Source organism: Nocardiopsis sp. JB363, assembly GCF_900143625.1.
In the GTDB taxonomy this organism is placed as follows: Bacteria; Actinomycetota; Actinomycetes; order Streptosporangiales; family Streptosporangiaceae; genus Nocardiopsis.
In genome coordinates, this window is record NZ_FRFF01000021.1 from 54,687 (window position 1) to 79,463 (window position 24,777).

Annotated in this window: 21 protein-coding genes and 3 tRNA genes; 4 read left to right on the forward strand and 20 right to left on the reverse strand. The window is 68.2% G+C overall.

Annotated features, from left to right (window positions below; all coding sequences use genetic code 11):
• Window position 1: 1 nt before the first annotated feature.
• Both BQ8420_RS04645 and BQ8420_RS04650 read right to left on the reverse strand, forming a co-directional pair.
• The gene (locus tag BQ8420_RS04645; RefSeq protein WP_200815794.1) at window positions 2–1,066 is read right to left on the reverse strand and encodes an NAD(P)H-dependent glycerol-3-phosphate dehydrogenase; all 1,065 of its coding nucleotides are present in this window, start codon (window positions 1,064–1,066) and stop codon (window positions 2–4) included.
• Complete coding sequence (locus BQ8420_RS04650) at window positions 1,063–1,929, reverse strand: 1-acyl-sn-glycerol-3-phosphate acyltransferase (RefSeq protein WP_087096566.1); 867 nt, start codon at window positions 1,927–1,929, stop codon at window positions 1,063–1,065. Before BQ8420_RS04650 ends, BQ8420_RS04645 begins: the two co-directional genes overlap by 4 nt.
• Window positions 1,930–2,081: 152 nt before the next feature.
• Here BQ8420_RS04650 and cofC point away from each other — a divergent pair, with 152 nt between their 5' ends.
• Window positions 2,082–2,729 carry a 2-phospho-L-lactate guanylyltransferase gene (cofC, locus tag BQ8420_RS04655; RefSeq protein ID WP_087096567.1) on the forward strand — a complete coding sequence of 216 codons (648 nt, stop codon included), beginning with the start codon at window positions 2,082–2,084 and terminating at the stop codon, window positions 2,727–2,729.
• Between the two features lie 161 nt (window positions 2,730–2,890).
• Here cofC and BQ8420_RS04660 read toward each other — a convergent pair whose 3' ends face one another.
• From BQ8420_RS04660 to leuC, 3 genes are all read right to left on the reverse strand, one after another.
• Window positions 2,891–3,172, reverse strand: coding sequence for an HU family DNA-binding protein (locus BQ8420_RS04660; RefSeq protein ID WP_087096568.1), 282 nt, complete (start codon window positions 3,170–3,172; stop codon window positions 2,891–2,893).
• A 359-nt stretch (window positions 3,173–3,531) separates the two neighbouring features.
• A complete protein-coding gene (gene leuD / locus BQ8420_RS04665) occupies window positions 3,532–4,128 on the reverse strand; it encodes a 3-isopropylmalate dehydratase small subunit (protein WP_087096569.1) in 597 nt (198 codons plus the stop codon).
• A gap of 30 nt (window positions 4,129–4,158) precedes the next feature.
• Window positions 4,159–5,556 (reverse strand): 3-isopropylmalate dehydratase large subunit, encoded by a 1,398-nt coding sequence (gene leuC / locus BQ8420_RS04670; RefSeq protein ID WP_087096570.1) that lies wholly within the window; start codon window positions 5,554–5,556, stop codon window positions 4,159–4,161.
• 172 nt (window positions 5,557–5,728) lie between these two features.
• Here leuC and BQ8420_RS04675 point away from each other — a divergent pair, with 172 nt between their 5' ends.
• Window positions 5,729–6,415 carry an IclR family transcriptional regulator gene (locus tag BQ8420_RS04675; protein ID WP_067602634.1) on the forward strand — a complete coding sequence of 229 codons (687 nt, stop codon included), beginning with the start codon at window positions 5,729–5,731 and terminating at the stop codon, window positions 6,413–6,415.
• A 156-nt stretch (window positions 6,416–6,571) separates the two neighbouring features.
• Here the strand turns inward: BQ8420_RS04675 and BQ8420_RS04680 are convergent.
• The 6 genes from BQ8420_RS04680 to BQ8420_RS04705 form a co-directional block, all read right to left on the reverse strand.
• A tRNA-Glu gene (locus BQ8420_RS04680) sits at window positions 6,572–6,644 on the reverse strand.
• Between the two features lie 114 nt (window positions 6,645–6,758).
• Window positions 6,759–6,831 (reverse strand) — tRNA-Glu (locus BQ8420_RS04685).
• 51 nt (window positions 6,832–6,882) lie between these two features.
• Window positions 6,883–6,954: transfer RNA gene (locus tag BQ8420_RS04690), tRNA-Gln, on the reverse strand.
• Between the two features lie 132 nt (window positions 6,955–7,086).
• Complete coding sequence (gene gltX, locus BQ8420_RS04695; protein WP_087096571.1) at window positions 7,087–8,535, reverse strand: glutamate--tRNA ligase; 1,449 nt, start codon at window positions 8,533–8,535, stop codon at window positions 7,087–7,089.
• Window positions 8,536–8,633: 98 nt separating this feature from the next.
• Complete coding sequence (locus tag BQ8420_RS04700; RefSeq protein WP_087096572.1) at window positions 8,634–9,542, reverse strand: GDSL-type esterase/lipase family protein; 909 nt, start codon at window positions 9,540–9,542, stop codon at window positions 8,634–8,636.
• 86 nt (window positions 9,543–9,628) lie between these two features.
• The gene (locus BQ8420_RS04705) at window positions 9,629–10,429 is read right to left on the reverse strand and encodes a fumarylacetoacetate hydrolase family protein (RefSeq protein ID WP_087096573.1); all 801 of its coding nucleotides are present in this window, start codon (window positions 10,427–10,429) and stop codon (window positions 9,629–9,631) included.
• Between the two features lie 196 nt (window positions 10,430–10,625).
• Here BQ8420_RS04705 and BQ8420_RS04710 point away from each other — a divergent pair, with 196 nt between their 5' ends.
• Both BQ8420_RS04710 and BQ8420_RS04715 read left to right on the forward strand, forming a co-directional pair.
• On the forward strand, window positions 10,626–11,435 hold the full coding sequence (locus tag BQ8420_RS04710; RefSeq protein WP_087096574.1) for a DUF3152 domain-containing protein: 810 nt from the start codon (window positions 10,626–10,628) through the stop codon (window positions 11,433–11,435).
• 162 nt (window positions 11,436–11,597) lie between these two features.
• On the forward strand, window positions 11,598–11,999 hold the full coding sequence (locus tag BQ8420_RS04715; RefSeq protein ID WP_369825468.1) for a Rieske (2Fe-2S) protein: 402 nt from the start codon (window positions 11,598–11,600) through the stop codon (window positions 11,997–11,999).
• Between the two features lie 89 nt (window positions 12,000–12,088).
• On the opposite strand, the gene BQ8420_RS04720 is transcribed toward BQ8420_RS04715, so the two are convergent.
• From BQ8420_RS04720 to ilvC, 9 genes are all read right to left on the reverse strand, one after another.
• Window positions 12,089–13,489, reverse strand: coding sequence for an ABC transporter substrate-binding protein (locus BQ8420_RS04720; RefSeq protein WP_087096576.1), 1,401 nt, complete (start codon window positions 13,487–13,489; stop codon window positions 12,089–12,091).
• A 30-nt stretch (window positions 13,490–13,519) separates the two neighbouring features.
• Window positions 13,520–14,407 carry a carbohydrate ABC transporter permease gene (locus tag BQ8420_RS04725; protein WP_087096577.1) on the reverse strand — a complete coding sequence of 296 codons (888 nt, stop codon included), beginning with the start codon at window positions 14,405–14,407 and terminating at the stop codon, window positions 13,520–13,522.
• A complete protein-coding gene (locus BQ8420_RS04730) occupies window positions 14,404–15,351 on the reverse strand; it encodes a carbohydrate ABC transporter permease (RefSeq protein WP_087096578.1) in 948 nt (315 codons plus the stop codon). The genes BQ8420_RS04725 and BQ8420_RS04730 overlap by 4 nt, the downstream gene beginning before the upstream one ends.
• 344 nt (window positions 15,352–15,695) lie before the next feature.
• Window positions 15,696–17,321: a citramalate synthase gene (gene cimA, locus BQ8420_RS04735; protein WP_087096579.1), complete on the reverse strand. Its 1,626-nt coding sequence runs from the start codon at window positions 17,319–17,321 to the stop codon at window positions 15,696–15,698.
• A 446-nt stretch (window positions 17,322–17,767) separates the two neighbouring features.
• Window positions 17,768–18,883: a branched-chain amino acid aminotransferase gene (locus tag BQ8420_RS04740; protein WP_087096580.1), complete on the reverse strand. Its 1,116-nt coding sequence runs from the start codon at window positions 18,881–18,883 to the stop codon at window positions 17,768–17,770.
• 219 nt (window positions 18,884–19,102) lie between these two features.
• Window positions 19,103–20,167 carry a 3-isopropylmalate dehydrogenase gene (locus tag BQ8420_RS04745; protein WP_087096581.1) on the reverse strand — a complete coding sequence of 355 codons (1,065 nt, stop codon included), beginning with the start codon at window positions 20,165–20,167 and terminating at the stop codon, window positions 19,103–19,105.
• Window positions 20,168–20,660: 493 nt separating this feature from the next.
• Window positions 20,661–21,860 carry a hypothetical protein gene (locus BQ8420_RS04750; protein WP_087096582.1) on the reverse strand — a complete coding sequence of 400 codons (1,200 nt, stop codon included), beginning with the start codon at window positions 21,858–21,860 and terminating at the stop codon, window positions 20,661–20,663.
• A gap of 133 nt (window positions 21,861–21,993) precedes the next feature.
• A complete protein-coding gene (gene serA, locus BQ8420_RS04755) occupies window positions 21,994–23,583 on the reverse strand; it encodes a phosphoglycerate dehydrogenase (RefSeq protein ID WP_087096583.1) in 1,590 nt (529 codons plus the stop codon).
• Window positions 23,584–23,758: 175 nt separating this feature from the next.
• Window positions 23,759–24,754 (reverse strand): ketol-acid reductoisomerase, encoded by a 996-nt coding sequence (gene ilvC, locus BQ8420_RS04760; RefSeq protein WP_200815795.1) that lies wholly within the window; start codon window positions 24,752–24,754, stop codon window positions 23,759–23,761.
• Between the last annotated feature and the right edge of the window lie 23 nt (window positions 24,755–24,777).

Genomic DNA, 24,777 nt, shown 5'->3' on the forward strand with positions numbered 1-24,777 from the left:
CTCAGACCCCGTACCGTTCCGGCTTACTGCTGCGGGACATGAACTCCGCGAGCGCCTGGGCCGGACCCAGATCGTGGTGCATCATCTTGACGACGGCCTCGGTGATCGGCATGTCGACCCCGTGGGTCCAACCGAGTTCGAGGATCGACTCGGAGGACTTGACCCCTTCGGCCGTCTGCTTGGTCTCCTCGACGACCTGCTCCAGGGTCTTACCCGCGCCCAGTTTCTCACCGAAAGTCCGGTTCCGTGACAACGGGGAGGAGCATGTCGCGACGAGGTCGCCCATCCCGGCCAGGCCGGACAGGGTGTGCTCGTCGGCACCGAGTGTCACCGCCAGGCGGGTGGTCTCGGCCAGACCCCGGGTGATGAGCGAGGCCTTGGTGTTGTCACCGAAGCCCATGCCCTCGGCCACGCCCACGGCCAGACCGATGACGTTCTTCATGGCGCCGCCGATCTCCACACCCACCAGGTCGGTACTGGTGTAGGGGCGGAAGTACGCCGACTTGAACAGCGACTGCAACCGGACGGCCGTGGGCTCGTGCGGGCAGGCCACCACGGCGGTGGCCGGCTGGCGTTCGGCGATCTCCCTGGCCAGGTTGGGGCCCGAGACTACGGCGATCTGCTCCTCGGGCAGCTCCAGGACCTCGCCGATGACCTGGCTCATCCGCAGGAGGTTGCCCAGTTCGACGCCCTTCATGAGGCTGACCGCCACGGCGTCCCTGGGGAAGGCGTCCTTCCAGGCGGTGAGGTTGGCCCGCAGCGACTGGGAGGGGACCGCCAAGACCACGACGGAGGCGCCCGCCAGCGCCTCGTTCACGTCGGTGGTGGCCCTCAGCCCGGCGTTGAGCATGAGGCCCGGGAGGTAGTCGGGGTTCTCCGAGGCCTCGTTGATCGCGTCCACGATCTCGGCCCGGCGCGCCCACAGGACCACCTCGGCGGTGTCCTCCCGCCCCGACTTGCGGGCGAGGTCGGCGGCGTCGGCGACGACGTTGGCGAACGTGGTCCCCCAGGAGCCACCACCCAGAACCGCGACCTTGACCTTGTCATCACTCATGTACTCGGTCATGCCCCCGTGTTGTTCTTCGCGTTGTCACTGTCGGCGGCCTCGGCCTGCGGAGTCTCTTCCCGCGGCGCCTCGGTCTCGGCGCCCCCATCCTCCGGGGCACGATCCTCCAAGGCGCGCTCGGTGCGCTTGGCCTCGGCCTGCTCCCGGCGGGCCTTGGCATAGTCGAAGGGCTCCGCGGGCGGCTCCTCACCGCGGATCTCGGCCTGCAACGCGGTGATGTCGGCCATGATCGCCTTGGTGGCGCCGTCCAGGACGGTGGGCGTGATCGGCTCGCCCAGGTACGCGGACAGGTCCACCGGCGGGCCGGCCCTGAACTGGATGCGCTTGCGTGGCGGCAGCAGTCGGGGCTTCTTCGAGCCGTAGGGCAGGAGGTTCTGCTCGCCCCAGTGCGCCACCGGAACGACCGGGACGCCACTGGTCAACGCCAGGCGCGCCACCCCGTTCTTGGCGGTCATCGGCCACAGATTCGGGTCACGCGTGCAGGTGCCCTCGGGGTAGAAGATCACCGAGGAACCGTCCTGGGTGAGCGCCTTCTCCGCCTCGCCCAAGGCCTTGACCGCGTCGGAGCTGCCGCGCTTGATCGGGATCTGTCCCGTGCTCCTGGCGACCGAGCGGACCACCGGAATCTTCATGACCGAGTCCTTCATGGTGAAGGTGGGCCAGCGCCGGGTACCGATGTAGAGGAAGTGGGCGACCGTCAGCGGGTCGGTCACGGACAGGTGGTTCGCCGCGATGATCACACCACCCTGCGCGGGGACGTTCTCGGTCCCCTTCCACTCCGGTTTGGTCAACATCCAGAGCACGATGCGCACGATCCGGGACACGACCCACTTGACCCATCGTGATTCTCGTTGCTTGGCCACGGGACTCCTCACTTCGACACAACCGATTCAGTCTAGGGTGTCCGCGCCGCGCCGTTCCCCGAACATCTACCCTCGTCACTGTCGTCGCCGTATCAAGTTCCGGGGGAACCGTGACCGGCTGTGGAGAGCGAGACGGGTCCGTCCGTCCCGGGGTGCGCTGGTCCCTGATCGTCCCAGTCAAGCACCTCGGTCTGGCCAAGAGTCGACTGGCCCGGGCCGCCGGGGGGCTGCGCGAGGAACTGGCGCTCGCGATCGCCTGCGACACGGTGGCCGCCGCGCGCCTGTGTCCTTCGGTGGGGACGGTGTTCGTGGTGACCGACGATCCCCGTGCGGACGCCGCCCTGTCGGCCCTGGGAGCCGTGGTGGTGTCCGGAGAGCCCGGGGGCGGGCTGAATCCGGCTTTGGAGCACGGGGCGCGCACGGCGCGGACCCTCGCGTCCGGTCTCGGGGTGTGCGCACTGTCGGCGGACCTGCCGGCGCTGCGCCCGGCGGAGTTGGAGCGGGTCCTCACGGCGGCGGCCACGTACGAGCGGTCGTTCCTGGCGGACTCGCCTCGTGTGGGGACCACCCTGTTGGCGGCGGCGCCCGGCCGGCCGTTCGCCCCGGCCTTCGAGGGGGCCTCGCGCGCACGGCACCTGGCCGGAGGAGCGCGCGAGCTGTCGCCGCCGGGGGTGGAATCGGTCCGTCGTGACGTGGACACCCCCGAGGACCTGAAGTCCGCGACCGCCTTGGGCCTGGGTCCGCTCACACGCGCCTTGGTGGGGCGCATGGCAACCCGAGAGTCACAGAAGACCCCGTGAAGCGCTCTGCGTCCACCTGAGCGCCGTCCAGAGCACAAGGGAACCGTCTCCTGGCCGAGGCTGGCCCCGAATCAGGGAGCAACGACCCTGGACAGCACTCCGCCCGGGCCCCCTTCGGAGGGAACCCGGGCGGGTACGTCCACTCGCCTGAGGCGAGAGGGCTACTTCTTGTCGCCGTTGACCAGGGCCTTGAAATCAGCGCCCGCGCGGAACTTCGGAACGAAGCTCGCGGGGACGTCGATCGTGGCGCCTGTGGCGGGATTGCGAGCGGTACGTGCCGCTCGCTCGGACTTCTCGAAAACGCCGAAGCCCGTGATGGCGACCTTGTCGCCCGACGCCACGGTGGCCTGAATGGTCTCAAGCACAGCGTTGACCGCTTCGGTCGCGGTCTTCTTGTCTCCGAGCCGGTCGGAGATCGCGTCGATCAGGTCACGCTTGTTCATAAGGTTCCTCCGGTTCCCCCTTGCTCGCACGAAATTAGGGGAAGCAGCGGCCCTTACACAAATACAAACGCCCGTGGGCAAGGCGTGTCGGGCCCTTTCCGACCTGCAAAGTCACGCTCCGCAACGAGTGGGGCGAAGGAGCCCGCACGGGAAGCGAGTCCTTTTTGCCCCCTTCTGTGGGCCTCAAAAGCCTACGTATAACCGGATTCCGGGCTCCATGGCCACCCACCTTAAGGACACAAAGTCTGTAAGCGAATGCTCACGTCAAGTAAAGGTAAAATTATTCGGGACCGAGGGTGCGCTGCGTCACAACGACCCTCGATCCCGTGTTTTCGTGGGGCTTTCGGCCCGGGCCGCGACTAGAGCGTGGCCGGCTTCCAGGCCGGTCGGGTGCCCTCGAAGACCGTGATGTCGTCCGTGTGACGGAGCGTCAGAGCGATGTCGTCCAGACCCTCCAGCAGCCGCCAGCGGGTGTAGTCGTCCAGCTCGAACGGCTCCACCACGTCAGCGGCCGGCACGCGCACCTGACGCTCCACCAGGTCCACGGTCACCTCGACGGTCGGGTCGGCCTCCACGGCCTCCCAGATCCGGTCGATGACCTCCTGGGGCAGCAGCACGGTGAGCAGACCGCCCTTGAGCGAGTTGCCGCGGAAGATGTCGGCGAAGCGCGGGGACAGCACCGTCTTGAAGCCGTAGTCCCGCAGGGCCCACACGGCGTGCTCACGGGACGAACCGGTGCCGAAGTCGGGGCCGGCCACCAGCACGCTCGCGCCCTCGTACTCGGGACGGTTGAGCACGAAGTCCGGGTCGGTCTTGCGCCACTCGGCGAACAGGCCGTCCTCGAAACCGGTGCGGCTGACCCGCTTGAGATAGACGGCGGGGATGATCTGGTCGGTGTCGACGTTGCTCGCGCGCAGCGGCACGGCCCGACCGGTGTGGACGTCGAACTTCTCCATGGGAGGACTCTCCTAAACGGGTCGGGGCGACTACAGGTCGGCCGGGGAGGACAGGGTGCCGCGGACCGCGGTGGCCGCCGCGACCTGCGGCGAGACCAGGTGGGTACGCCCGCCCCGGCCCTGACGGCCCTCGAAGTTGCGGTTGGACGTGGAGGCGCTGCGCTCTCCGGGCTTGAGCTGGTCCGGGTTCATGCCCAGACACATCGAGCAGCCCGCCTCGCGCCACTCGGCGCCGGCCTCCTGGAAGATCACTCCCAGGCCCTCCTCGTTGGCCTGCTCCTTGACCCGCATGGAGCCGGGCACGACCAGCATGCGCACGCCGTCGGCGACCTTGCGACCGCGGATGATCTCGGCGGCGGTCCGCAGGTCCTCGATGCGACCGTTGGTGCACGAGCCCAGGAAGACCGTGTCGACGGCGACCTCGCGCATGGGCGTGCCGGCCTTCAGGTCCATGTAGGCCAGCGCCTTCTCGGCGGCGGCACGGGCGGAGGGGTCCTCGTAGGAGGCCGGCTCGGGCACGGTGTCGTCCAGCGACACGCCCTGGCCCGGGTTGGTGCCCCAGGTGACGAACGGGCTGAGGTCGTCCGCGTTCAGGGTCACCTCGGCGTCGAACTCGGCGCCCTCGTCGGTGCGCAGGCTCTTCCAGTGCTCGACCGCCGTGTCGAAGTCCGCGCCCTGTGGGGCGTGCGGGCGGCCTTGGACGTAGTCGAAGGTGGTCTGGTCCGGGGCGATCATGCCGGCGCGGGCACCCGCCTCGATGGACATGTTGCACACCGTCATGCGGGCTTCCATGGACAGGGCCTCGATGGCCTCGCCCCGGTACTCGATGACGTAGCCCTGGCCACCGCCGGTGCCGATCTTGGCGATGACGGCGAGGATGATGTCCTTGGCGGACACACCGGGCCGGAGGCTGCCGTCGACCGTGACGGCCATCGTCTTGAACGGCTGCATCGGCAGGGTCTGCGTGGCCAGGACGTGCTCGACCTGACTGGTGCCGATACCGAAGGCCAGCGCACCGAACGCACCGTGGGTGCTGGTGTGGCTGTCACCGCAGACCACGGTCATGCCGGGCTGGGTGAGGCCGAGCTGGGGACCGACGACGTGGACGACGCCCTGGTCGATGTCGCCCATGGGGTGCAGGCGCACTCCGAAGTCCGAGCAGTTCTTGCGCAGCGTCTCGACCTGCTTGCGGGAGACAGGGTCGGCGATGGGCGCGAGGAGGTCCATCGTGGGGACGTTGTGGTCCTCGGTGGCGATGGTCAGGTCGGGACGTCGAACGGGGCGACCGGCCATGCGCAGGCCTTCGAAGGCCTGGGGGCTGGTCACCTCGTGGACGAGGTGGAGGTCGATGTAGAGCAGGTCCGGCTCGCCTTCGGCACGTCGAACGACGTGCTCCTCCCAGACCTTCTCGGCCATCGTGCGTGCCATGGGAGATCGCCTCTCTCGTGTCTTCTCGGTCTTCGGTCCCGCCGCGTCTCGTACGTTTCCGGAACCTTCGCGCGGATGATCGGCCCGACTTGCATTCCATATATCGAGACGGCAATATCAAGCCATGGACAACTCTAGCTCATCCAGCGGTGTCGGTGTCCTGGACAAGACCATGTCCGTCCTCGACGCCCTGGAATCGGGGCCCGCGTCCCTGGCCCAACTGGTCCAGATCACCGGCCTGGCCCGCCCCACCGCCCACCGCCTCGCCGTCGCCTTGGAACGTCACCGCATGGTGACCAGGGACAGCCAGGGTCGCTTCGTGCTCGGGCCGCGCCTGGGCGAGTTGTCGATAGCCACCGGCGAGGACCGTCTGCTCGCCGTGGCCGCCCCGGTCCTGGTCCAGCTGCGCGACCTCACCGGCGAGAGCGCGCAGCTCTACCGCCGCCAGGGCGACCTGCGCGTGTGCGTGGCCGCGTCGGAGCGCAGTAGCGGTCTGCGCGACACCGTTCCGGTGGGAAGCGAACTGCCCATGAACGCGGGTTCGGCCGCCCAGGTGCTTCTCGCCTGGGAGGACTCCGACCGCATCAGGCGCTCACTGGTGGGCGCGCGCTTCACCGCGGCGAGCCTCGCGCAGGTACGCCGCCGCCGCTGGGCGCAGAGCGTCGCCGAACGCGAGCAGGGCGTGGCCTCGGTGTCGGCGCCCGTCGCCGGACCGGGCGGCCGGGTGATCGCCGCGGTCTCGGTGTCCGGCCCGATAGAGCGTCTGACGCGTTCGCCGGGACGCATGCACTCCCAGGCGGTGGTGTCGGCGGCGGAGAAGATCAGCGAGTCCCTGCACACCTACGAGGGAGGACACTAGCGGCCCCCACCCTCTATCCCCTTTGATCCCCTGAGGGCGGCACCCGATCCGGGCGTCGCCCTCGACGCGTCCTACCGCACCAGAAGGCGTCGACCCCGGACAACCCCCGGAAACGACGAAAGGCCCCATCCGTATGGATGAGGCCTTCACTACTTGTACCCCCGAGCGGATTCGAACCGCCGTTACCGCCTTGAGAGGGCGGCGTCCTAGGCCACTAGACGACGGGGGCAGGACATGATCCGTGTGGACCGTGAAAACCATGATAACCACACGAACCGGACACCGATGGCGAGCATCGGCTCAGAAAGAAGGCTTCCACATCGTGGAAGCCGCTCCCTGCTTGTACCCCCGAGCGGATTCGAACCGCCGTTACCGCCTTGAGAGGGCGGCGTCCTAGGCCACTAGACGACGGGGGCGCACTTGTGGATCCGAGGATCCGTGCGTTCGACACCGAGACATCGAACTCGCTGGCCTACCAGGACTCGAACCTAGACTAACTGAACCAGAATCAGTCGTGCTGCCGATTACACCATAGGCCAATGCTTTGGGAGGACCCGGTCGCTTTCGCGTCCCTGTCCCCCTCGGCGACGTTGACAACTCTAGCGGACATTCGGAGTGCTCGCGAACAGGATTCGGGGTGGTGGGCCCCACAGGCCCCACCACCCCGGGGGTCAGCCCTCCTGGGCGGCCTTCTCCTCGGTACGCAGCTTCTCCAGCGCGGCCTCCAGACGCGCCTGGACACGCTCGCGGCCCAGCAGTTCCAAGGACTCGAACAGCGGCAGCCCCACGGTCCGACCGGTGACGGCGACCCGCACCGGGGCCTGGGCCTTGCCCAGCTTCAGCCCCAGGGCCGCGCCGGTCTCCTCGGTGGCGATCTTGAGGTCATCGGTGGTCCAGGACAGCTCGGGGTCGGCGAAGCGCGCCAGGGCGGCCTCCACCATCTCCTTGCCCACGCCCGGCTTCATCGCCTTCTTCCAGCTCTTCTCGTCCTCCACCGGCTCGCTCAGGAACAGGAAGTCGACGTTGGGGACGATCTCGCTCAGCACGGCGACGCGGCTCTGCGCCAGCGGGGCGACGGCGGCGAAGACCTCGGCGTCGTAGTCGTCGGCGTTCCAGGGGGTGTCCTCCCCGGTGAGCCACGGCTGACAACGCGCGACGAAGTCCTCGACCGACAGCGCGCGGATGTACTCGCCGTTGAAGGCGCGCAGCTTCTTCTCGTCGAAGAACGCGCTGGAGCTGTTGACGTCCTGGATGCGGAAGAGCGGCATCATCTCCGACCACGGCATGATCTCGCGGTCCTCACCCGGCGCCCAGCCCAGCAGCATCAGGTAGTTGACCATCGCCTCGGCCAGGTAGCCCTCCTCCTGGTAGGACTCCAGGGCGACCTTGTCGCGGCGCTTGGACAGCTTCTTGCGCTGCTCGTTGACGATGACGGGCAGGTGCGCCCACACCGGCGGGGTCAGGTCCAGTGCCTGCCACAGCAACTGCTGCTTGGGGGTGTTGGACAGATGCTCCTCGCCGCGGATGACGTGCGTGATACGCATCTCGACGTCGTCCAGGACGTTGGCCAGGACGAACAGCGGTGAGCCGTCGGCTCGGGCGATCACGAAGTCCTCGATGGCGGCGTGGTCGAACTCCACGTCGCCGCGGATCTGGTCGCGCACGATCGTGGGGCCGCCGGCCGGCACCTGGAAGCGCAGCGCCCGACCCGGACCGGCCTCCAGACCGCGGTCACGGCAGAAGCCGTCGTAGCCCAGGTTCGGGTTGTCACGGCGTTCCTGCACCTGCTCACGGGTGCAGTCGCAGTAATAGGCGCGGCCGGAGCGGTACAGCTCCTGCGCGGTCTCGCGGTGCTTGTCGACGTAGGCCGACTGGAAGTAGGGGCCCTCGAAGTGCGGGTCGTTCTCGTCGATGCCGATCCACGACATCGCTCGGATGATGCCCTCGGTCCACTCGGGCCGGTTGCGTGCGGCGTCGGTGTCCTCGATGCGCAGCACCATGCGGCCCTCGGGCCGCTGCTGGGCCAGAGCCCAGTTGAAGAGCGCGGATCGGGCGCCACCGACATGGAACATGCCCGTCGGGGACGGGGCGAAGCGGGTACGAATCGGAGTCTCAGTCACGGGCCCCAGGGTATCGGTGGCCCGGTCGCCCGATCGCGGAACGCCGATGCTCCCCGGCAGCCGGACACCACGGGACCGCCTCGGCGGTACGGGTCCGCTCAGGGAGTTTCGGTCCGCTCCCCGGGAGCGATGGGCAACGGCCTCGGGTATCCCGTCCCCAGACCGAAGACGCTCGACAACGCGTCGGCGAACCCCGCAGCGATCTTGATCTCACCGCCGTCGTTGGGATGGGTGCCGTCGTAGGTGTCGGCCTCCACGTCCCAGGACTCCGCCTCGGCCAGGTCGAGACTCACCACCGGAGAACGTTCGCTCGACAGTTCCAGGGCCAGCTTGCGGACCAGCTCGTTGTACACGTACAGACGCAGCGCGAGCCCCTGGTCCTGGGTGGCCATGGTGATGGGCAGGGCCTTCGCGAACAGGATGTGAATGTCCGGGTTCGCCTCGCGGGCGTCCCGAACGTAGGCGCGGATGTTCGTCTCCATCGCCTCGGCGGTGATCGGGTACAGCAGGTCGTTGAGACCGATCAGCACGCACAGCACGTCCGGTCGGTGTTCGGCCACGTCGGCACCGATCGTGGTGGCGGCGTCGGCCAGGGTGCGGCCCCAGCGGGCGTTGTGGTCTTGGTCGAAGTCGGGGTCCCGGTACTCGACGCCGTCGGTGTCGCCCCCGGCGGGCTCCGTGGGCTCGACCCCCATCATCTCCGGCGGGATGATCTGCTCCGGGGTGGCCGGCGCGTTGTAGGGGCCCACGAAGTTCAACCCGTCCACGTGCGGTTCCAGGTGGTTCCACAGGTGGTAGCGCCAGGTCCGGTCCCCGTCGGCGCCGTGGGTCATCGAATCTCCCGCGAGCATGAGCCGCACCAGGGCGCCACCGTCACCTTCGGGCTCTTGGTCGGGCTCGCCCGAGCTCCTGCCGAACATCCACAGTCCGGAGCCGATCAGGGCCAGGACGAGGGTGAGGGCACCGGTGAGGGCGAGGGGCACGATGCGGCGCTTTCGGGGGACCAAGGTCGGACCTTCCGCTCGGTCGGGGCACGTGGCTCCGACGGGTGGTCCGTGCGCGGGCGCCCCGCCCGCGCACGGTTCGCTCGGAGTCAGTCCCGATCGACCACCCGGTTGCTGATGGTGCCCAGACCCTCCACGGTGACGGCCACTTCCTGGCCGACCTGGACGGGACCCACACCGGCGGGTGTGCCGGTCAGGATCACGTCGCCCGGGAGCAGGGTCATGAACGAGCTGACATAGGAGATGATGCCCGGAATGTCATGGATGAACTGTGATGTACGTCCGTCCTGGCGCGTCTCACCGTCCACCGTGGTGGTGACCCGCAGATCCTGGGCCTCCTCGACGCTCAGCCCGGTGGTGATCCACGGGCCGATCGGGCAGAAGGAGTCGAACCCCTTGGCCCGCGTCCACTGCTTGTCCTTCTTCTGCAGGTCCCGTGCGGTCACGTCGTTGGCGACCGTGTAACCGAAGATGACGTCCTTGGCCCGCTCGCGCGGCACCTCGCGGCAGGGGCGGGAGATGACGATGGCCATCTCGCCCTCGAAGTCCACCCGTTCGGACACCGCGGGGTGGAAGATCGGGTCCTGCGGGCCGGTGACGGCCGTGGACGGCTTGAGGAACACCACCGGCTCGTCGGTGGTCTCCCCCGTGACGTCCTTCATCTCCTCGACGTGCTCGGCGTAGTTCTTGCCGATGCACACGACCTTGGTCGGCAGCACGGGTGACAGCAGACGTACGTCGGAGAGCTTTGCGCGCTCACCGGTGAGCTTGATGTCCCCCAGCAGCGGGTGGCCGCTCAATCGGGCGATGAAGTCCTCTCCACTGTCCGTGTCCGTCTCGACCAGACCGAAACCGACCTCGTCGCCGGACGCGAAACGTGCGATACGCACCTGAATCCTCCAAGCAGCCCACTTCGACTCACTGTCCGAGTGAAGCGTAACCGCGCCGGAGGATCGATCGTGTCCGCAAGGCCTCACCCTTGCCAGGCCGGAACTCTGGCATGCTGGGGTCCGACGACCGTCGAGAGGTGGAGGGACCATGGGTTCACGTGGCACCCGTGCCCGGCACCGCCGGCGTAAGAGCCCCATGGGGCTGGCGCTCGGCCTGTGCCTGGTCTCCGGCGCCTCCGCGGTGTTGATGCTGAGCGTCCCCGAGCCCGGAGACGAACTCGACACCACCGCGGAGACCGCCGCCGAGGGACCCGTCGGTGACGGTGACCCGGAAGGCAGCCGCCGACACCCCGCCGCGTCACCCTCCGAGACCGAGGATGCGGATACCGGCGCCGAATCCGACGCCTCACCCGACCCCGAGTCCTCCCCCGATGAGGAGGAGACCCCGGTGCTGCTGCGCTCGGTCGAGGACGAGGTCGACACCGCGGACGGCGACATCCGGGTCATGAAGGGCGAGAGCGAGGTATTGGGCGAGGGCCCGCTCACCACCTTCGCCGTGGAGGTCGAGAAGGGTCTGCCCGGCGATGACTCGGACTTCGTCGAGGCCGTCGAGCTGATCCTGGGCGACCCCCGCAGCTGGGGCGAGGAGGGCGATCGCTCCCTGCAACGCGTGGACGGCGACGACGCCGACATCCGGGTGCTGCTGGCCGCGCCCGACACGGTGGACAGCATGTGCGCGCCGCTGAACACCAACGGGTTCGTCTCCTGCGCCAACGGCAACCGCGCCATCATCAACCAGAACCGCTGGGTCGCGGGCGTGGAGGACTTCGAGGACGACCTGGAGACCTACCGCGTCTACGTGATCAACCACGAGGTCGGCCACACCCTGGGCCACGGGCACGTCGACTGCCCCGGCGAGGGCGAGGTGGCCCCGGTGATGCAGCAGCAGACCCTTGGCCTTCAGGGTTGTGAGGCCAACGGCTGGGTCGACCCCGAAGCCGACTGACGCCGCACGACCTTTCGATCACCTCGCGTGGTTTCGCTGACACGGAGCGTCTCGACCGTGTTCGATGGTCCCGGCCCCTCTCAGGGGGCTGTTCGACGTCGAGAGAGCGAGACCATCATGTGCGACCGTCGTGGGTCCACCACCGATACCGTCCACCCCGAGGTGTCCAGGCGATCCGTGTTCGGGGCCGCCGGGGGCGGCGCCCTGGCGGGAATGGTCACAGCCTGTGGTGGTGACGAAGGCGACGACGCCGGTTCCGGCGGCGAGCAGGCCACCGACACGCCCCTCATCACCACCGGCGAGGTACCGGTCGGCGAGGGCACGATCATCAGCGAACACGAGGTGGTCGTCACCCAGCCGGAGGAGGGTGTCTTCCGGGCCTTCTCCACCGTCTGCACCCATCAGGGATGCGACGTGGACGAGGTCTCCGGCGGGGAGATCCACTGCCCCTGTCACGGCAGCCGTTTCTCCATCGAGGACGGCGCCCCCGTGGAGGGCCCGGCGGACGCGCCCCTGGAGGAGCTGGAGGTCCGGGTGGACGGCGACGACATCGTGCTGGCCTGACCCCGTGCCGGCCCGGCCCCGGAACGCGGGCGGGGCCGCGGCGTCCTGCCGCGGCCCCGCGCCTCTCACCGGGCGGACCCGGCCGATGGTCAGTCCTCCACGGACTCGTTGTACTCGTCGATGGTGCCGCTCACACCCCGAGCGGCCTCGGACATGGCCTCCTCGGCGGTCGCGTCACTGGTCAGAGCGGCTTCCCAGCCCTCCTCGGCGGCCACGCGGGCCTCGGACATCACGCCCATCATGCAGCCGGCGGTGTTCTCGTTGATCTCGGAGTCGGCGAGCTGGCTCGCGGCCACGGAGAACTGCGGGGACTCCTCGGCGCGTTCCTGGGCCTCGGGGCCGTCGTATCCCTCGGTGTTGACCGCCAGGTAACCGGTGCCCGCGTGCCAGACCGACTGCGCCTCGGGGGTCAGCAGGTACCGCACGAACTCCCAGGACCCGCGGACCTCCTCCGGGGAGTGGCCCTCCCCGTTGACCCACAGGGAGGCGCCGCCGATGATCGAACCGCCCGGGTCGTCCGGGCCGACCAGCGGGAAGTAACCGGCGCCGACCTCGAAGTCGGACTGCTCGATGAAGCCGCCCAGGGAACCGGTGGACTCCAGGGTCATGGCGGCGCGACCGGAGGTGAAGGCGGCCTGGCCGTCATCGGTGTTGCGGCCGATCTGGACGGCGAGGTCGTCCTCGATCATCTGGTCCCACCACTCGACGAGCTCGATGACCTTGGGATCGTCGAAGAGCACCTCGGTGGCGCGGCCGTCGCGGCCGTTGGCGCCGTCGCAGTAGGGCACGGCGGCGCGCGCCATGAACTGTTCGATGAACCACCCGTACACCGCCGCGCCGAACCCGTACTGGACGACGGTGCCGTCGTCGTCGGTGACGGTGAGTTCCTCGGCCGCCGCACGGATCTCTTCGAGGTCGGTGGGCGGGGAGTCCGGGTCCAGGCCCGCCTCCTCGAACGCGTCCCGGTTGACGTACATCAGCGGGGTGGAGTTGTTGAAGGGGAAGGACCGCAGTTCGCCCTCGACGGTGAAGTAGTTGAGGAGGGCCTCCTCGACCGTGGAGGTGTCGTAGTCGTCCTCGTCGAGGAAGGACTGGGCGGGCACGGTCTGCCCCGAGTCGATCATGAACTGGGTGCCCAGGTCGTAGATCATGATGAGTTCGGCGGTCTCGCCCTGCTGGATGGCGGCGCGGTGACCGGCCAGCGCGGTGTCGTAGTCGCCCTGGAAGGAACCGGTGACCTCGACCCGGCCCTCGTTCTCGGCGTTGAAGCCCTCGATGAGCTCGTCGAGGACCTGACCGTTGGTGGCGTCCATGCTGTGCCAGAACTCGACCTGGACCGCCTCGTCGAGTCCGTCCAGTACGTCCGGGCCGGGTGCGGTGAGGTCGGAGCCACCGCCGCCACCGTCTCCGGAACAAGCGCTGAGCAGCAGGCCCAGGCTCGCGAGCAGGGCGGCGGCCTTGATGCCGCGCCCTCGGGGGAAGGTTGTCATCTCTCTCGTCTCCACTAGGTGTTTCGCGCCCTACTTGACCGCGCCCGCGGTGAGTCCCCGGACGATGAAGCGCTGTCCGAAGATCACGAGGGCGAGTGTGGGGAGGACCGACAGCGCGGCGCCGGCCAGGAGGAGTCCGGGGTTGGAGTACTCCCCCACCTTGAGGCTGTTGAGGCCGATCTGCAGGGTCTGCATCTCGGTGCTGCGGGTGATGATCAGCGGCCAGAAGTACATGTTCCAGCTGGTGATGAACACGTACATGCCGACGGCGGTCAGGGCCGGTTTGCTCAGCGGCATCAGGATGGTCCACAGGAACCGGAGGTGGCCCATGCCGTCGATGCGCGCGGCGTCGTACAGCTCGCGGGGGAACTGTTTGAAGCTCTGCCGCAGCAGGAACGTGCCGAAGGCGTAGGCCAGGAACGGCATGACGAGACCGGCGTAGGTGTCGCCCATCCCCCAACCGGTGATGGTGAGGTAGTTGGGGATGAACGTCGCCTCGGCCGGCACCATCAGCGTGGAGAGGAACAGCGCGAAGACGATCGCGTTGCCGCGGAAGCGCAGGAACACGAACGCGTACGCGGCCAGGGCGGAGGTGAACAGCTGGCTCACCGTGATGATGCCCGCCATGACCAGCGAGTTGCCGTACATGCGCAGTAGCGGCACCGCGTCCAGGGCGCCCTGGATGTTCTCCAGGTGGATGCCGGAGGGCAGCAGCCGCGGCGGGAAGGCCGACAGCTCCTGCGATCCCATGAGCGCCCCCGCGAACACGTAGTAGACGGGGAACATCACCGGGATCAGGAAGACGGCCAACATCAGGTACAGCAGGACGCGGCCCGCGATGTGCCCGGGTGTGTGCCGGTGCCTGGTGCGGCCCGACGCGGTACGGACGGGCGCGGTGTCACGTTCGACGGTCGTCATGAGTAGTGCACCTTCCGCTCGATGACACCGAACTGGAGCGCGGTGCACACCAGGACCACCAGCAGCAGGACGAGCGCCTGGGCGCTGGCCCGACCGAAGTCGCTGGTGCCGTAGGCGAAGGCGTCCTGGAAGATGGAGTAGACGAGGGTGGTGGTGGAGCCGACCGGCCCTCCGCTGGTGAGGATGTGGATCTGGCCGAAGCTCTGCAACGCGTTGATCGTGGAGATGACGATCAGGAAGAAGAGCTGTGGGCCGAGCATCGGGATGGTGACGTCCCAGGCCAGGCGCGGCCCGGTGGCGCCGTCGATGCGGGCTGCCTCGTTGACCTCCTTGGGGATGGAGCCGATGCCGGCGGCCAGCACCAGCACCCCGTAGCCCAGGTTCATCCACACGGTGGTGATGACGATGGACCACAGGGCCATCTCCTGGGAGGTCAGCCAGGGCACCTGGTCCAGGCCCATGCGGTACAGGATGCCGTTGAGCACGCTGTTGCCCGGGCTGTAGAAGACCGCGAAGATCACCGAGGCGCTGGCCACGGAGAAGGCGAACGGCACCGCGAAGGCTCCGCGCAGGAACTTCTGTCCACGGATCACGCCCTCCAGGAGGAGGACGATGACCAGCGCGCCGACCACCCCGGGCACGACCACCCCGACGCTGAAGACCACGGTGGTGATCAGCACCTGGACGTACTCGGGGGAGGCCATCTCGGTGAAGTGGCTCAGGCCGACGAACCGGTTGGGTCTACCGATGATGTCGTTGCCGTGCAACGACAGGTAGACGGTTCGACCCAACGGGTAGACGAGGAAGAGCGCGAAGATCACCACGGAGGGGCCGAGGAAGCCCCAGGCCATCAGGGCGTCTCTTCCGGCTCGGGCTCGTTTTCTGGGGGACTTGGGGGATGGCGGTGACACGACCGGTCGGTCGGTCCCCGAACCGGTGGTCACGCCGTTACCTCCACCCCGTGTGCGAATCGTGGGTGAGGACACGTCTCGAAGTCTTCAGGTGAGGGATGACCTGTGCTTCGCGGGAAGACGAACAGCGTGCCAACGGAGGGGCGCACCACGGTTTTGTTCGACATCTATCACCACTCGTCCATCGCGAACTTGCTGAAAGTTCGCAGTATCGAGTGGCCCAGGTCACGGTGGCTATGACCCGCCGGACAGGTCTTTATTACCTGTAAGTAAGTTTCAAGGCGATGACCTGCGCGGGAAGTCGAATCGGATCGGGTGGGTGACGGAGAACGTGACGATTCCGTCACCCACCCGATCGTCGAAACCGAGCGGAGGGGCTAGGAGGACACGACCTCATCCCGCGGGTAGCCCTGGCGCAGCAGCCCGTAGGTGAGGGCCTGCTCCAACGCCACCCAGGAGGCGTCCACGACGTTGGGGCCCACGCCCACCGTCGTCCACTCCCCCGAGCCGTCGCCGAAGGTGATGAGGATCCGGGTGATCGCGTCGGTGCCCGAAGCGCCCTCCAGGATGCGGACCTTGTAGTCGGTCAGCTCCAGGCCCGCCAACGCGGTGTAGGCGTTCTCCATCGAACCGCGCAGCGCCCGGTCCAGGGCGTTCACCGGGCCGTTGCCCTCCGCGGTGGCGATCACGCGCTCACCCTTGACCTTCAGCTTCACGGTGGCCTCGGTGAGGCTCACGTAGTCGCTGGACAGCGGGCTGGACCCGGCCGCCGGACGGCGTTCGGTGATCACCCGCCAGGACTCGGTCTCGAAGTAGCGGACGGGCTCGCCCAGCTCCTCGCGCATCAACAGCTCCAGGGAGGCGTCGGCCGCCTCGAAGCTGTACCCGGACAGTTCCAGGCCCTTGACCCGTTCCACGACCCGGCCGGACAGGCCGCGGTCACCGGACAGGTCCAGACCCAGCTCCTGGGCCTTGAGCTCCACCGAAGCGCGCCCGGCCATGTCGGAGACGAGCATGCGCATCCGGTTGCCGACCAGCTCGGGGTCGGTGTGCTGGTACAGGTCGGGGTCGACCTTGATCGCCGAGGCGTGCAGCCCCGCCTTGTGCGCGAACGCCGACACCCCCACGTAGGGCTGGTGGGTGTCGGGGGCCAGATTGACGATCTCGGCGATCGCGGTGGCCACCCGGGTCATCTCGCCGAGGCAGCCCTCGGGCAGCACCTCACGGCCGTACTTGAGGGTGAGCGCGCCCACCACGGAGAACAGGTTGGCGTTGCCCACCCGCTCGCCATAGCCGTTGGCGGTGCACTGCACGTGGGTGGCTCCGGCGTCGACGGCGGCCAGGGTGTTGGCGACCGCGCAGCCGGTGTCGTCCTGGGCGTGGATGCCCAGACGCGCACCGGTGGCCTCCAGCACCTCGGTGACCACGCGGCGGATGTCGCCGGGCAGCATGCCGCCGTTGGTGTCGCACAGGACCACCACGTCGGCGCCCGCATCCGCGGCGGAGCGCACCACGGACAGGGCGTACTCGGGGTTGTGGTGGTAGCCGTCGAAGAAGTGCTCGCAGTCCACGAACACACGCTGGCCGTGTTCGCGCAGGTGCGAGACGGTGTCGGAGACCATGGCGAGGTTCTCGTCGAGGGTCGTGCGCAGGGCACGTTCGACGTGGCGGTCGTCACTCTTGGCGACAAGGGTGACGACCGACGCGCCGCTGTCGCGCAGTGCGGCCACCTGTGGGTCGTCGGCGGCCTTCACACCGGCACGGCGGGTCGCGCCGAACGCGGTGAGTCGCGCGTGTTCCAGCTGGAGCTCTTGTGAAGCCCGCTGGAAGAACTCGGTGTCCTTGGGGTTGGAGCCGGGCCAACCGCCCTCGATGAACGCCACCCCGAAGTCGTCCAGCTGCTTGGCGATGGCCAGCTTGTCGGAGACCCGAAGGTTGATCCCCTCGCGCTGGGCTCCGTCGCGCAGCGTGGTGTCGAAGACGTGGAAACTGTCGTCCCTCATCAGTGGAACTCCCGAAGGTGGATGTGCACGGCGGCCCCGGCCAACAAAAAAGACCCCTCGTGGACACGAGAGGTCAGCGCGCTGGCAGGGTCCGGATTCTCTTCCCTGCGTCATCGCGGGAAGTCGTCAGCCAGCGCGCCCCTGAATAATCACGACCTGGGACGGCATGGGGCCAGTGTGCCATACCGACCCCGAAGAGTCGCACTTCGGGGCCGGTTTGTCTCAGTCCGCAAGACGGGAATTTCCCACTACGGACATCTTGGACTTAAGGGTTCACGGGGTCCGGGGTCTGCGGAACCACGGCGGACTCGGCCTCTTGGGTCATGGCGTCAAGCTCCTCCCGGGTGATGAGGGGCTCCATCGGCGGGCGGCCCTGCGGTGTGTTGAGGATCTCCCCGCCCGGGCCGCCCGGGACGCCCGGGACGCCCCTGGCGGCCCTCACCCGACTAGAACTTGGTGATCCAGCCGTACTTGTCGGTGCGCAGACCCGTCTGCAGGCCGACGAGTTCCTCGCGCAGGCGCATGGTGATCGGGCCCGGGGCGCCGTCGCCGATGGTGAACTCACCGTCGTCGCTCTTGACGTGACCGACCGGGGTGACGACCGCGGCGGTGCCGCAGGCGAACACCTCGGTCAGCTCACCGGACTCGGCGGCGGTCTTCCACTCCTCGATGGACAGCGGCTTCTCCTCGGCGGGGATGCCCAGATCCGGGGCCAGCTTGAGCAGCGACTCGCGGGTGATGCCGGGCAGCAGGGTGCCGGTGAGCGAGGGGGTGCGCAGGCGCGCGTTCTCGCCCTCGCCGAACACGAACCACAGGTTCATACCGCCCATCTCCTCGACCCAACGGTGCTCGCGGGCGTCCAGCCACACGACCTGGTCGCAGCCCTTCTCCACCGCCTGCGACTGGGCCAGGAAGCTCGCGGCGTAGTTGCCGGCGACCTTGGCGGCGCCGGTGCCGCCCGGGGCGGCGCGGGTGAAGTCCTTGGACAGCCAGACCGTCACCGGCTTGACGCCACCGGAGAAGTAGGAGCCCACCGGCGAGGCGATGATCAGGAAGACGTAGCTGCGGGACGGGTTGTTCACGCCCAGGCCGACGTCCGTGGCGATCATGAACGGGCGAAGGTAGAGGCTGAAGTACTCCTTGTTCGGAACCCAGTCGCCATCGTGTTCCAGGAGCAGCTCGATGGATTTGAGGAAGAGTTCCTCGGGCAGCGCCGGCATGGCCATGCGCGCGGCGCTCCGGTTGAAACGAGCGGCGTTGGCCTCGGGTCGGAAGGAGGCCAGCGAACCGTCGGGGTGACGGTAGGCCTTGAGCCCCTCGAAGATCTCCTGCCCGTAGTGGAGCGCGGCCGTGGCCGGGTCCAGGGACAGAGGCCCGTACGGTTCGAGCTTGGCGTCGTGCCAGCCCTCACCCTCGGTGTAGCGGATGCTCACCATGTGGTCGGTGAACACCTGACCGAACCCGGGGTTCTCCAGCAATGCCTCACGCTCCTGCGGGGTCTTCCGCCGGTCGGAGAGCTGGATGTCGAACGTCAACCCAGTGGTGGTGGTGTTGTTGTTCATGTTGTCGGTGGTCCTCTCGGGTGCATCGGGTCGGCAGCGCCGCCGACCTGGAATCCAGTGTGTCGGAAGAGCGCACCCGGTGCCAGAGCCGGCCTTGGACGACCGAACGGGCGACGGGCGCGCCGGATGTTCCGGACGCGCCCGTCGTGGGTCGTGAAGTGGCTGAATATCCCGCTACGGCCGCGCCCGCTGTTCGAGGCAGGGCCGAAAGCGGTCGCCTCAGCCCTGCTCGGCTACTCGCGCGGCGAGGTCGTCGCCGATCTGGGAGGTGGACCGGACCGCGTCGTTCTGGGCGCGGGTCTTCAGGTCCTGGGAGACCGCCTGCTCGATGCGGCGAGCGGCCTCGGGAACCCCCAGGTGGTCCAGCATGGTGGCGGCCGACAGCACGGTGGCGGTCGGGTCGGCCTTGCCTTGGCCCGCGATGTCGGGCGCCGAGCCGTGGACCGGCTCGAACATGCTGGGGAAGGTGTTGCCGGGGTTGATGTTACCGCTGGCCGACAGACCGATGCCGCCGGTGATGGCGGCGCCGATGTCGGTGATGATGTCGCCGAACAGGTTGTCGGTGACGACCACGTCGAAGCGGCCCGGCTGGTTGACGAAGAACATCGACGCGGCGTCGACGTGGCAGTAGTCCACGGACACCTGCGGGTACTCGGCGCCGACCTCCTTGACGGTGCGCTGCCACAGCTCACCGGCGAAGGTCAGGACGTTGTCCTTGTGCACCAGGGTCAGCTTCTTGCGGGGGCGCTCGGCGGCCTTGTCGAAGGCGTACCGGACGACGCGCTCGACCCCGAAGCGGGTGTTGACGCTGTCCTGGGTGGCGATCTCGTGCGGGGTGCCCTTGCGCAGCACGCCGCCGGCGCCCGCGTAGGGGCCCTCGGTGCCCTCGCGCACGACCAGCATGTCGATGTCCTCGGGGGACACGCCCGCCAGGGGGCTGTCCACGCCGGGGTAGAGCCGGACGGGGCGCAGGTTCACGTAGTGGTCGAAGTCGAAGCGCAGCCGCAGCAGCAGGCCGCGCTCCAAGACGCCGCTGGGGACGGAGGGGTCGCCGACCGCACCCAGGTAGATGGCGTCGTGCCCGCGCAGTTCGTCGGCGACGGCGTCGGGCAGCGTCTCACCGGTGCGGTGCCAGAGCCGGGCGCCGAGCTCGTACTCGGTGGTCTCGATGGCCAGGTCGTGCTGGGCGGCCACGACCCCCAGCACCTTGAGGCCTTCGGCGACGACCTCGGGGCCGATTCCGTCACCGGGGATGACGGCCAGTTTCACGGTGCGCGCTGCCATACGGACTGCCTCTAACTCAGACGTGACCGCGCCCGTGCTTCTCACATGACGAGATCAGATGAACAGTAGGTGAGACAACTGTACCGGCCCGAACGACCGGCACAGTCCCCCACCCGCGAATTCGTTCAGGCGCGACGGTTGATCGCGTCCTGGAGGGCGCGAGCGATCTCGTCGTCGGTGTCGGGCGTGGACGGGTACTCGATCATGTCGTACATGTGATCCTCCGGATGCGTTGTGTGACGACACCCGAGTGCGACGGGGCCATCACCGCGGAACGGCGTGGGCGACGGTGTCCACGAGACATGTGGGGGACAAGGAGTTCGCCCCGGCGGGATCGCCTACCGGATTCGCCGGAACGGGCCCCGGTGGGGGCGGGTTCGGCGTGGATCGTGGCGCTGGGCAGTGTGCCTACACCACTGACTCCTAGGACTTCAGACTATCGGATGTCCAACTATATGACCAGAACTTCTCACCATGTGAGACGCATATTGCATCAGTCCTGGTCAGGCGAACCTTCCATGTAGGGGGTCAGCTCCTCCATCAACGGTTCCAGGTCCTGATAGGCGGCCTCGGAACGGGTCTCGTCCCCGCTCTTCCCACTGAAGCGCCGCGAACCCTCACAGTTCCCGCCCACCGGATCACCGGTGGCCGACACCGTCGCCACGTGCCGGTGCGTCGCCGCTTCGTAGAGCTCGAACGTGTACCGCATCGCGTGGAACTCGGTGGTGAGGTGATCCCCCTTGGGGACCGGGCCGTCCGGCCCGGTCTCCGAACGGACGCACGTGTCGAAGACCTCGTCCTCGTACTCCGCGCTTCCGCAGGCGATCAGCGACGCGTTCGCCATGTCCGTGGGGAGGCCGCGTTCCCTCAGATACGGCTCCAGCCCCGGCTCCCCCTGCTCCTCCGTCTCCATGCCCCGCAGGACCTCGTAGGCCAGACCGTGCGGCCCCTCCCCCTCGTAGCGCGGAGCGTCGACGAAGGTCCTCTCCTGCTCGGCACAGAACCACGCGATGTCCGCTTCGTTCTGGGGCACCCCCGGCGGAGGTTCCGGCATCATCAGCGACACGTACAACACCCCCAGCAGCGCCACGTATCCCACGACGGCCGCTGATCGACGCAGCGTCGGAGCCCGGGTGGCGTCGCCCAGGAACAGAGCACGGCGCAGGGTTTCCGAGGAGCCGAAGTAGGTCAGGGGCACATCCCCCAGTAGGGAGTCCTCCGGCCGGAGCGGCCAGACCAGGTGGACCGGGGTCAGCGGGTCGGCCGGGTCCTCTCCCTCCGGCCAGGCCAGTGACGCGGGCACGCACACCACGGGGTCGCCCATTTCCGGCCTGATCCGCACCCCGTGTTCGTGCAGGTCCAACCGAACCCGACCGTAGTACGCCTCCACCGACTCCGCTTCCTTGGAAGCGTGCATGTACAGCATTGCGGGCAGAGCGGCGCAGAGGGGCACCACCACTGGGGCGACGTAGAGGAGCACCATCCCGAAACCGAATTCGGAGTTGCCCCATATGACAGCGGCGAAGAGGAGCGAGCTCAAGGCACCGCCCAGCCCCCCGACCTGGAGGATGTGGAGGAGTCGCACACGCGGCCGGTAGGTGCGTATGCGAGGGCCCGGATCAGCCTCCGTCCCGGCCCCGAAGAGGTCCGGATCCTCGGGCACCGCGCTCCGGTCGTACTCGAACACGGTCACCCTCGGTATCCACTCGGGGACAACTGGACCCGTGCACCTTAGTGTCCCAGGTCACTCCCTCACAAGCGGTCTACGCGCAAAGGGGCCGCGCCACCCGTCGGTGACACGGCCCCTGGGAGAAGAACCCGACCCGCTAGTTCTCCAGGTCGATCTGACGGACGATGTCCGCCTCGATCCCCGTGCCGATCGAGGCGAGGATCTCGTCCGGCACCGCGGAGTCGACGGTCAGCGCGATCAGCGCCTTGCCGCCCTCCTTGTCCCGGATGACCTGCATGCCGGCGATGTTGACGTCGGAGTCGCCGATCAGCGCGCCCACCTTGCCGATGATGCCCGGGCGGTCCTCGTAGGAGAGGAACACCATGTGCTCGTCGAGGCTGATCTCCATCGTGTAGTTGTTGATCTCCACCAGCTTCTCGGTCTGGCGGGGGCCGGTGAGCGTACCGGACACCGACACCCGGGTGCCGTCCGCCAGCACTCCGCGCACCGAGATCAGGTTGCGCCAGTCGCTGCTGTCGTCGCTGGTGACGAGGTTGACCTCGACCCCACGCTCCTTGGCCAGCAGCGGCGCGTTCACGAAGGTCACGGTGTCCTCGACCACGTCGGTGAACACACCCTTGAGCGCGGCCAGCTCCAGCACCTTCACGTCGTGCTGGGCGATCTCGCCCCGCACCTCGACGTCGATGCGGGCGGCGAGCGCGCCGGCCAACGACGTGAACACCCGGCCCAGCTTCTCGGTGAGCGGCAGCCCCGGCTTGATCTCCTCGGCCACGCCGGTGCCCTGCACGTTCACCGCGTCGGGCACGAACTCGCCGGACAGGGCCAGCTTCACCGAACGGGCGACCTGGGTGCCGGCCTTCTCCTGCGCCTCGGAGGTGCTGGCGCCCAGGTGCGGGGCCACCACGACGTTCTCGAACTCGAACAGCGGACTGTCGGTGGTCGGCTCCTTGGCGAACACGTCGATGCCCGCGCCGGCCACGCGCCCCTCCTTGATGGCCCGGTACAGGGCGTCCTCGTCGAGGATGCCGCCGCGAGCGGCGTTGATGACCCGCACCGAGGGCTTGACCTTGGACAGCGCATCGTCGCCGATGAGACCCAGGGTGTCCTTGTTCTTGGGCAGGTGGATGGTGATGAAGTCGGCACGCGCCAGGAGGTCGTCGAGCGTGGTCATCTCCACGCCGATCTGTGCGGCGCGGGCCGGCTGCACGAACGGGTCGTAGGCGATGACCTTGGTGCCGAACGCGAGCAGACGCTGGGCGACCAGCGCACCGATGCGGCCGAGGCCGACCACGCCGATGACCTTCTCGTACAGCTCCACACCCGTGTACTTGGAGCGCTTCCACTCACCGTTGATGAGGGCGTTGTGCGCGGGGGCGGTGTTGCGGGCGCTGGCCAGCAGCAGGTTGATGGCCTGCTCGGCGGCGCTGATGATGTTGGAGGTGGGGGCGTTGACGACGAGCACGCCGGCCTTGGTGGCGGCGTCCACGTCGACGTTGTCCAGCCCCACACCCGCACGGGCCACGACCTGGAGGCGGTCGGCCGCACCGACGGCTTCGGCGTCCACCTGGGTCGCGCTGCGCACGATCAGGGCGTCGACGCCGGTCAGGGCGGGAAGCAGCTGGGACCGGTCCGCCCCGTCCACATGGCGTACTTCGAAGTCCTCTTCGAGCAGCGCGATTCCGGCGGGCGAGAGCTTTTCCGCGACGAGTACGACGGGTTTGGGCACAACGGTTCCTTTTCGGGTGGTGCGACCCGATCGCGCAGATGGAGGCGCTGCCCGAATCGGGTGTGACGGCCGGACCAAAGTCTACCTGTGGGGTAGGGAAGCCCACTGGGCGAGGGGCAGAAAAAGGGGGGAAAGATGTCTCACCTTCCCCCCTCACTCACGAATCCCGCGAGCTTCAGGCCTTGAGCCAGCTCATCAGCGGACGCAGTTCGGCGCCCACCTTCTCGATCTGCTCGTTCTGCTCGGCCTCACGACGCTTGCTGAAGGTCGGCTGGCCGTTGTCGAACTCGTCCATGAGCTCCTTGGCGTAGCTGCCGTCCTGGATCTCGCCGAGGATCTTGCGCATCTCCTCGCGGGTCTGCTCGGTGATCAGACGCGGACCACGGGTGTAGCCGCCGTACTCGGCGTTGTCCGAGATCGACCAGTTCATCTTGGAGATGCCGCCCTCGTACAGGAGGTCGACGATCAGCTTCAGCTCGTGCAGGCACTCGAAGTAGGCGATCTCCGGCTGGTAGCCCGCCTCCACCAGGGTGGCGAAACCGGCCTTGACCAGCTCCTCCGTGCCACCGCACAGCACCGTCTGCTCACCGAACAGGTCGGTCTCGGTCTCCTCGGTGAAGGTGGTCTTGATGGCGCCGGCCCTGGTGCCGCCGATGCCCTTGGCCCAGGACAGGGCCAGGTCCCAGGCCTGTCCGCTGGCGTCCCTCTCGACCGCGACCAGGCAGGGCACGCCGCGCCCGGCCTCGTACTGGCGACGGACCAGGTGGCCGGGGCCCTTGGGGGCGACCATGGCGACGTCGACACCCTCGGGGGCCTCGATGAGGCCGTAGCGGATGCTGAAGCCGTGCGCGAAGAAGATCGCGTTGCCGGCCTCCAGGTTGGGGGCGATCTCGTTGGCGTAGAGGTCGCGCTGGATGTGGTCGGGGACCAGGATCATGATGACGTCGGCCTCACGGGTGGCCTCCGCGGGGGTGAGGACCCGCAGGCCCTCCTCCTCGACCTTGGCGCGGCTCTTGGAGCCCTCGGCCAGACCGATCCGGACGTCCACGCCCGAGTCCCGCAGCGACAGCGCGTGCGCGTGACCCTGGCTACCGAAACCGATCACGGCGACCTTCTTGCTCTGAATGAGCGTGAGGTCCGCGGTGTCGTCGTAGTACATCTGTGCTGCCACTTGGGGTTACTCCTTGTTTCTGC

Bases quoted from the DNA above. Each gene is read 5' to 3' on its own strand.
- BQ8420_RS04645 (WP_200815794.1), bottom strand. From the start codon at position 1,066: ATGACCGAGTACATGAGTGATGACAAGGTCAAGGTCGCGGTTCTGGGT.
- BQ8420_RS04660 (WP_087096568.1), bottom strand. From the start codon at position 3,172: ATGAACAAGCGTGACCTGATCGACGCGATCTCCGACCGGCTCGGAGAC.
- leuD (WP_087096569.1), bottom strand. From the start codon at position 4,128: ATGGAGAAGTTCGACGTCCACACCGGTCGGGCCGTGCCGCTGCGCGCG.
- leuC (WP_087096570.1), bottom strand. From the start codon at position 5,556: ATGGCACGCACGATGGCCGAGAAGGTCTGGGAGGAGCACGTCGTTCGA.
- BQ8420_RS04675 (WP_067602634.1), top strand. From the start codon at position 5,729: ATGTCCGTCCTCGACGCCCTGGAATCGGGGCCCGCGTCCCTGGCCCAA.
- BQ8420_RS04710 (WP_087096574.1), top strand. From the start codon at position 10,626: ATGGGGCTGGCGCTCGGCCTGTGCCTGGTCTCCGGCGCCTCCGCGGTG.
- BQ8420_RS04720 (WP_087096576.1), bottom strand. From the start codon at position 13,489: ATGACAACCTTCCCCCGAGGGCGCGGCATCAAGGCCGCCGCCCTGCTC.
- BQ8420_RS04725 (WP_087096577.1), bottom strand. From the start codon at position 14,407: ATGACGACCGTCGAACGTGACACCGCGCCCGTCCGTACCGCGTCGGGC.
- cimA (WP_087096579.1), bottom strand. From the start codon at position 17,321: ATGAGGGACGACAGTTTCCACGTCTTCGACACCACGCTGCGCGACGGA.
- BQ8420_RS04740 (WP_087096580.1), bottom strand. From the start codon at position 18,883: ATGAACAACAACACCACCACCACTGGGTTGACGTTCGACATCCAGCTC.
- BQ8420_RS04745 (WP_087096581.1), bottom strand. From the start codon at position 20,167: ATGGCAGCGCGCACCGTGAAACTGGCCGTCATCCCCGGTGACGGAATC.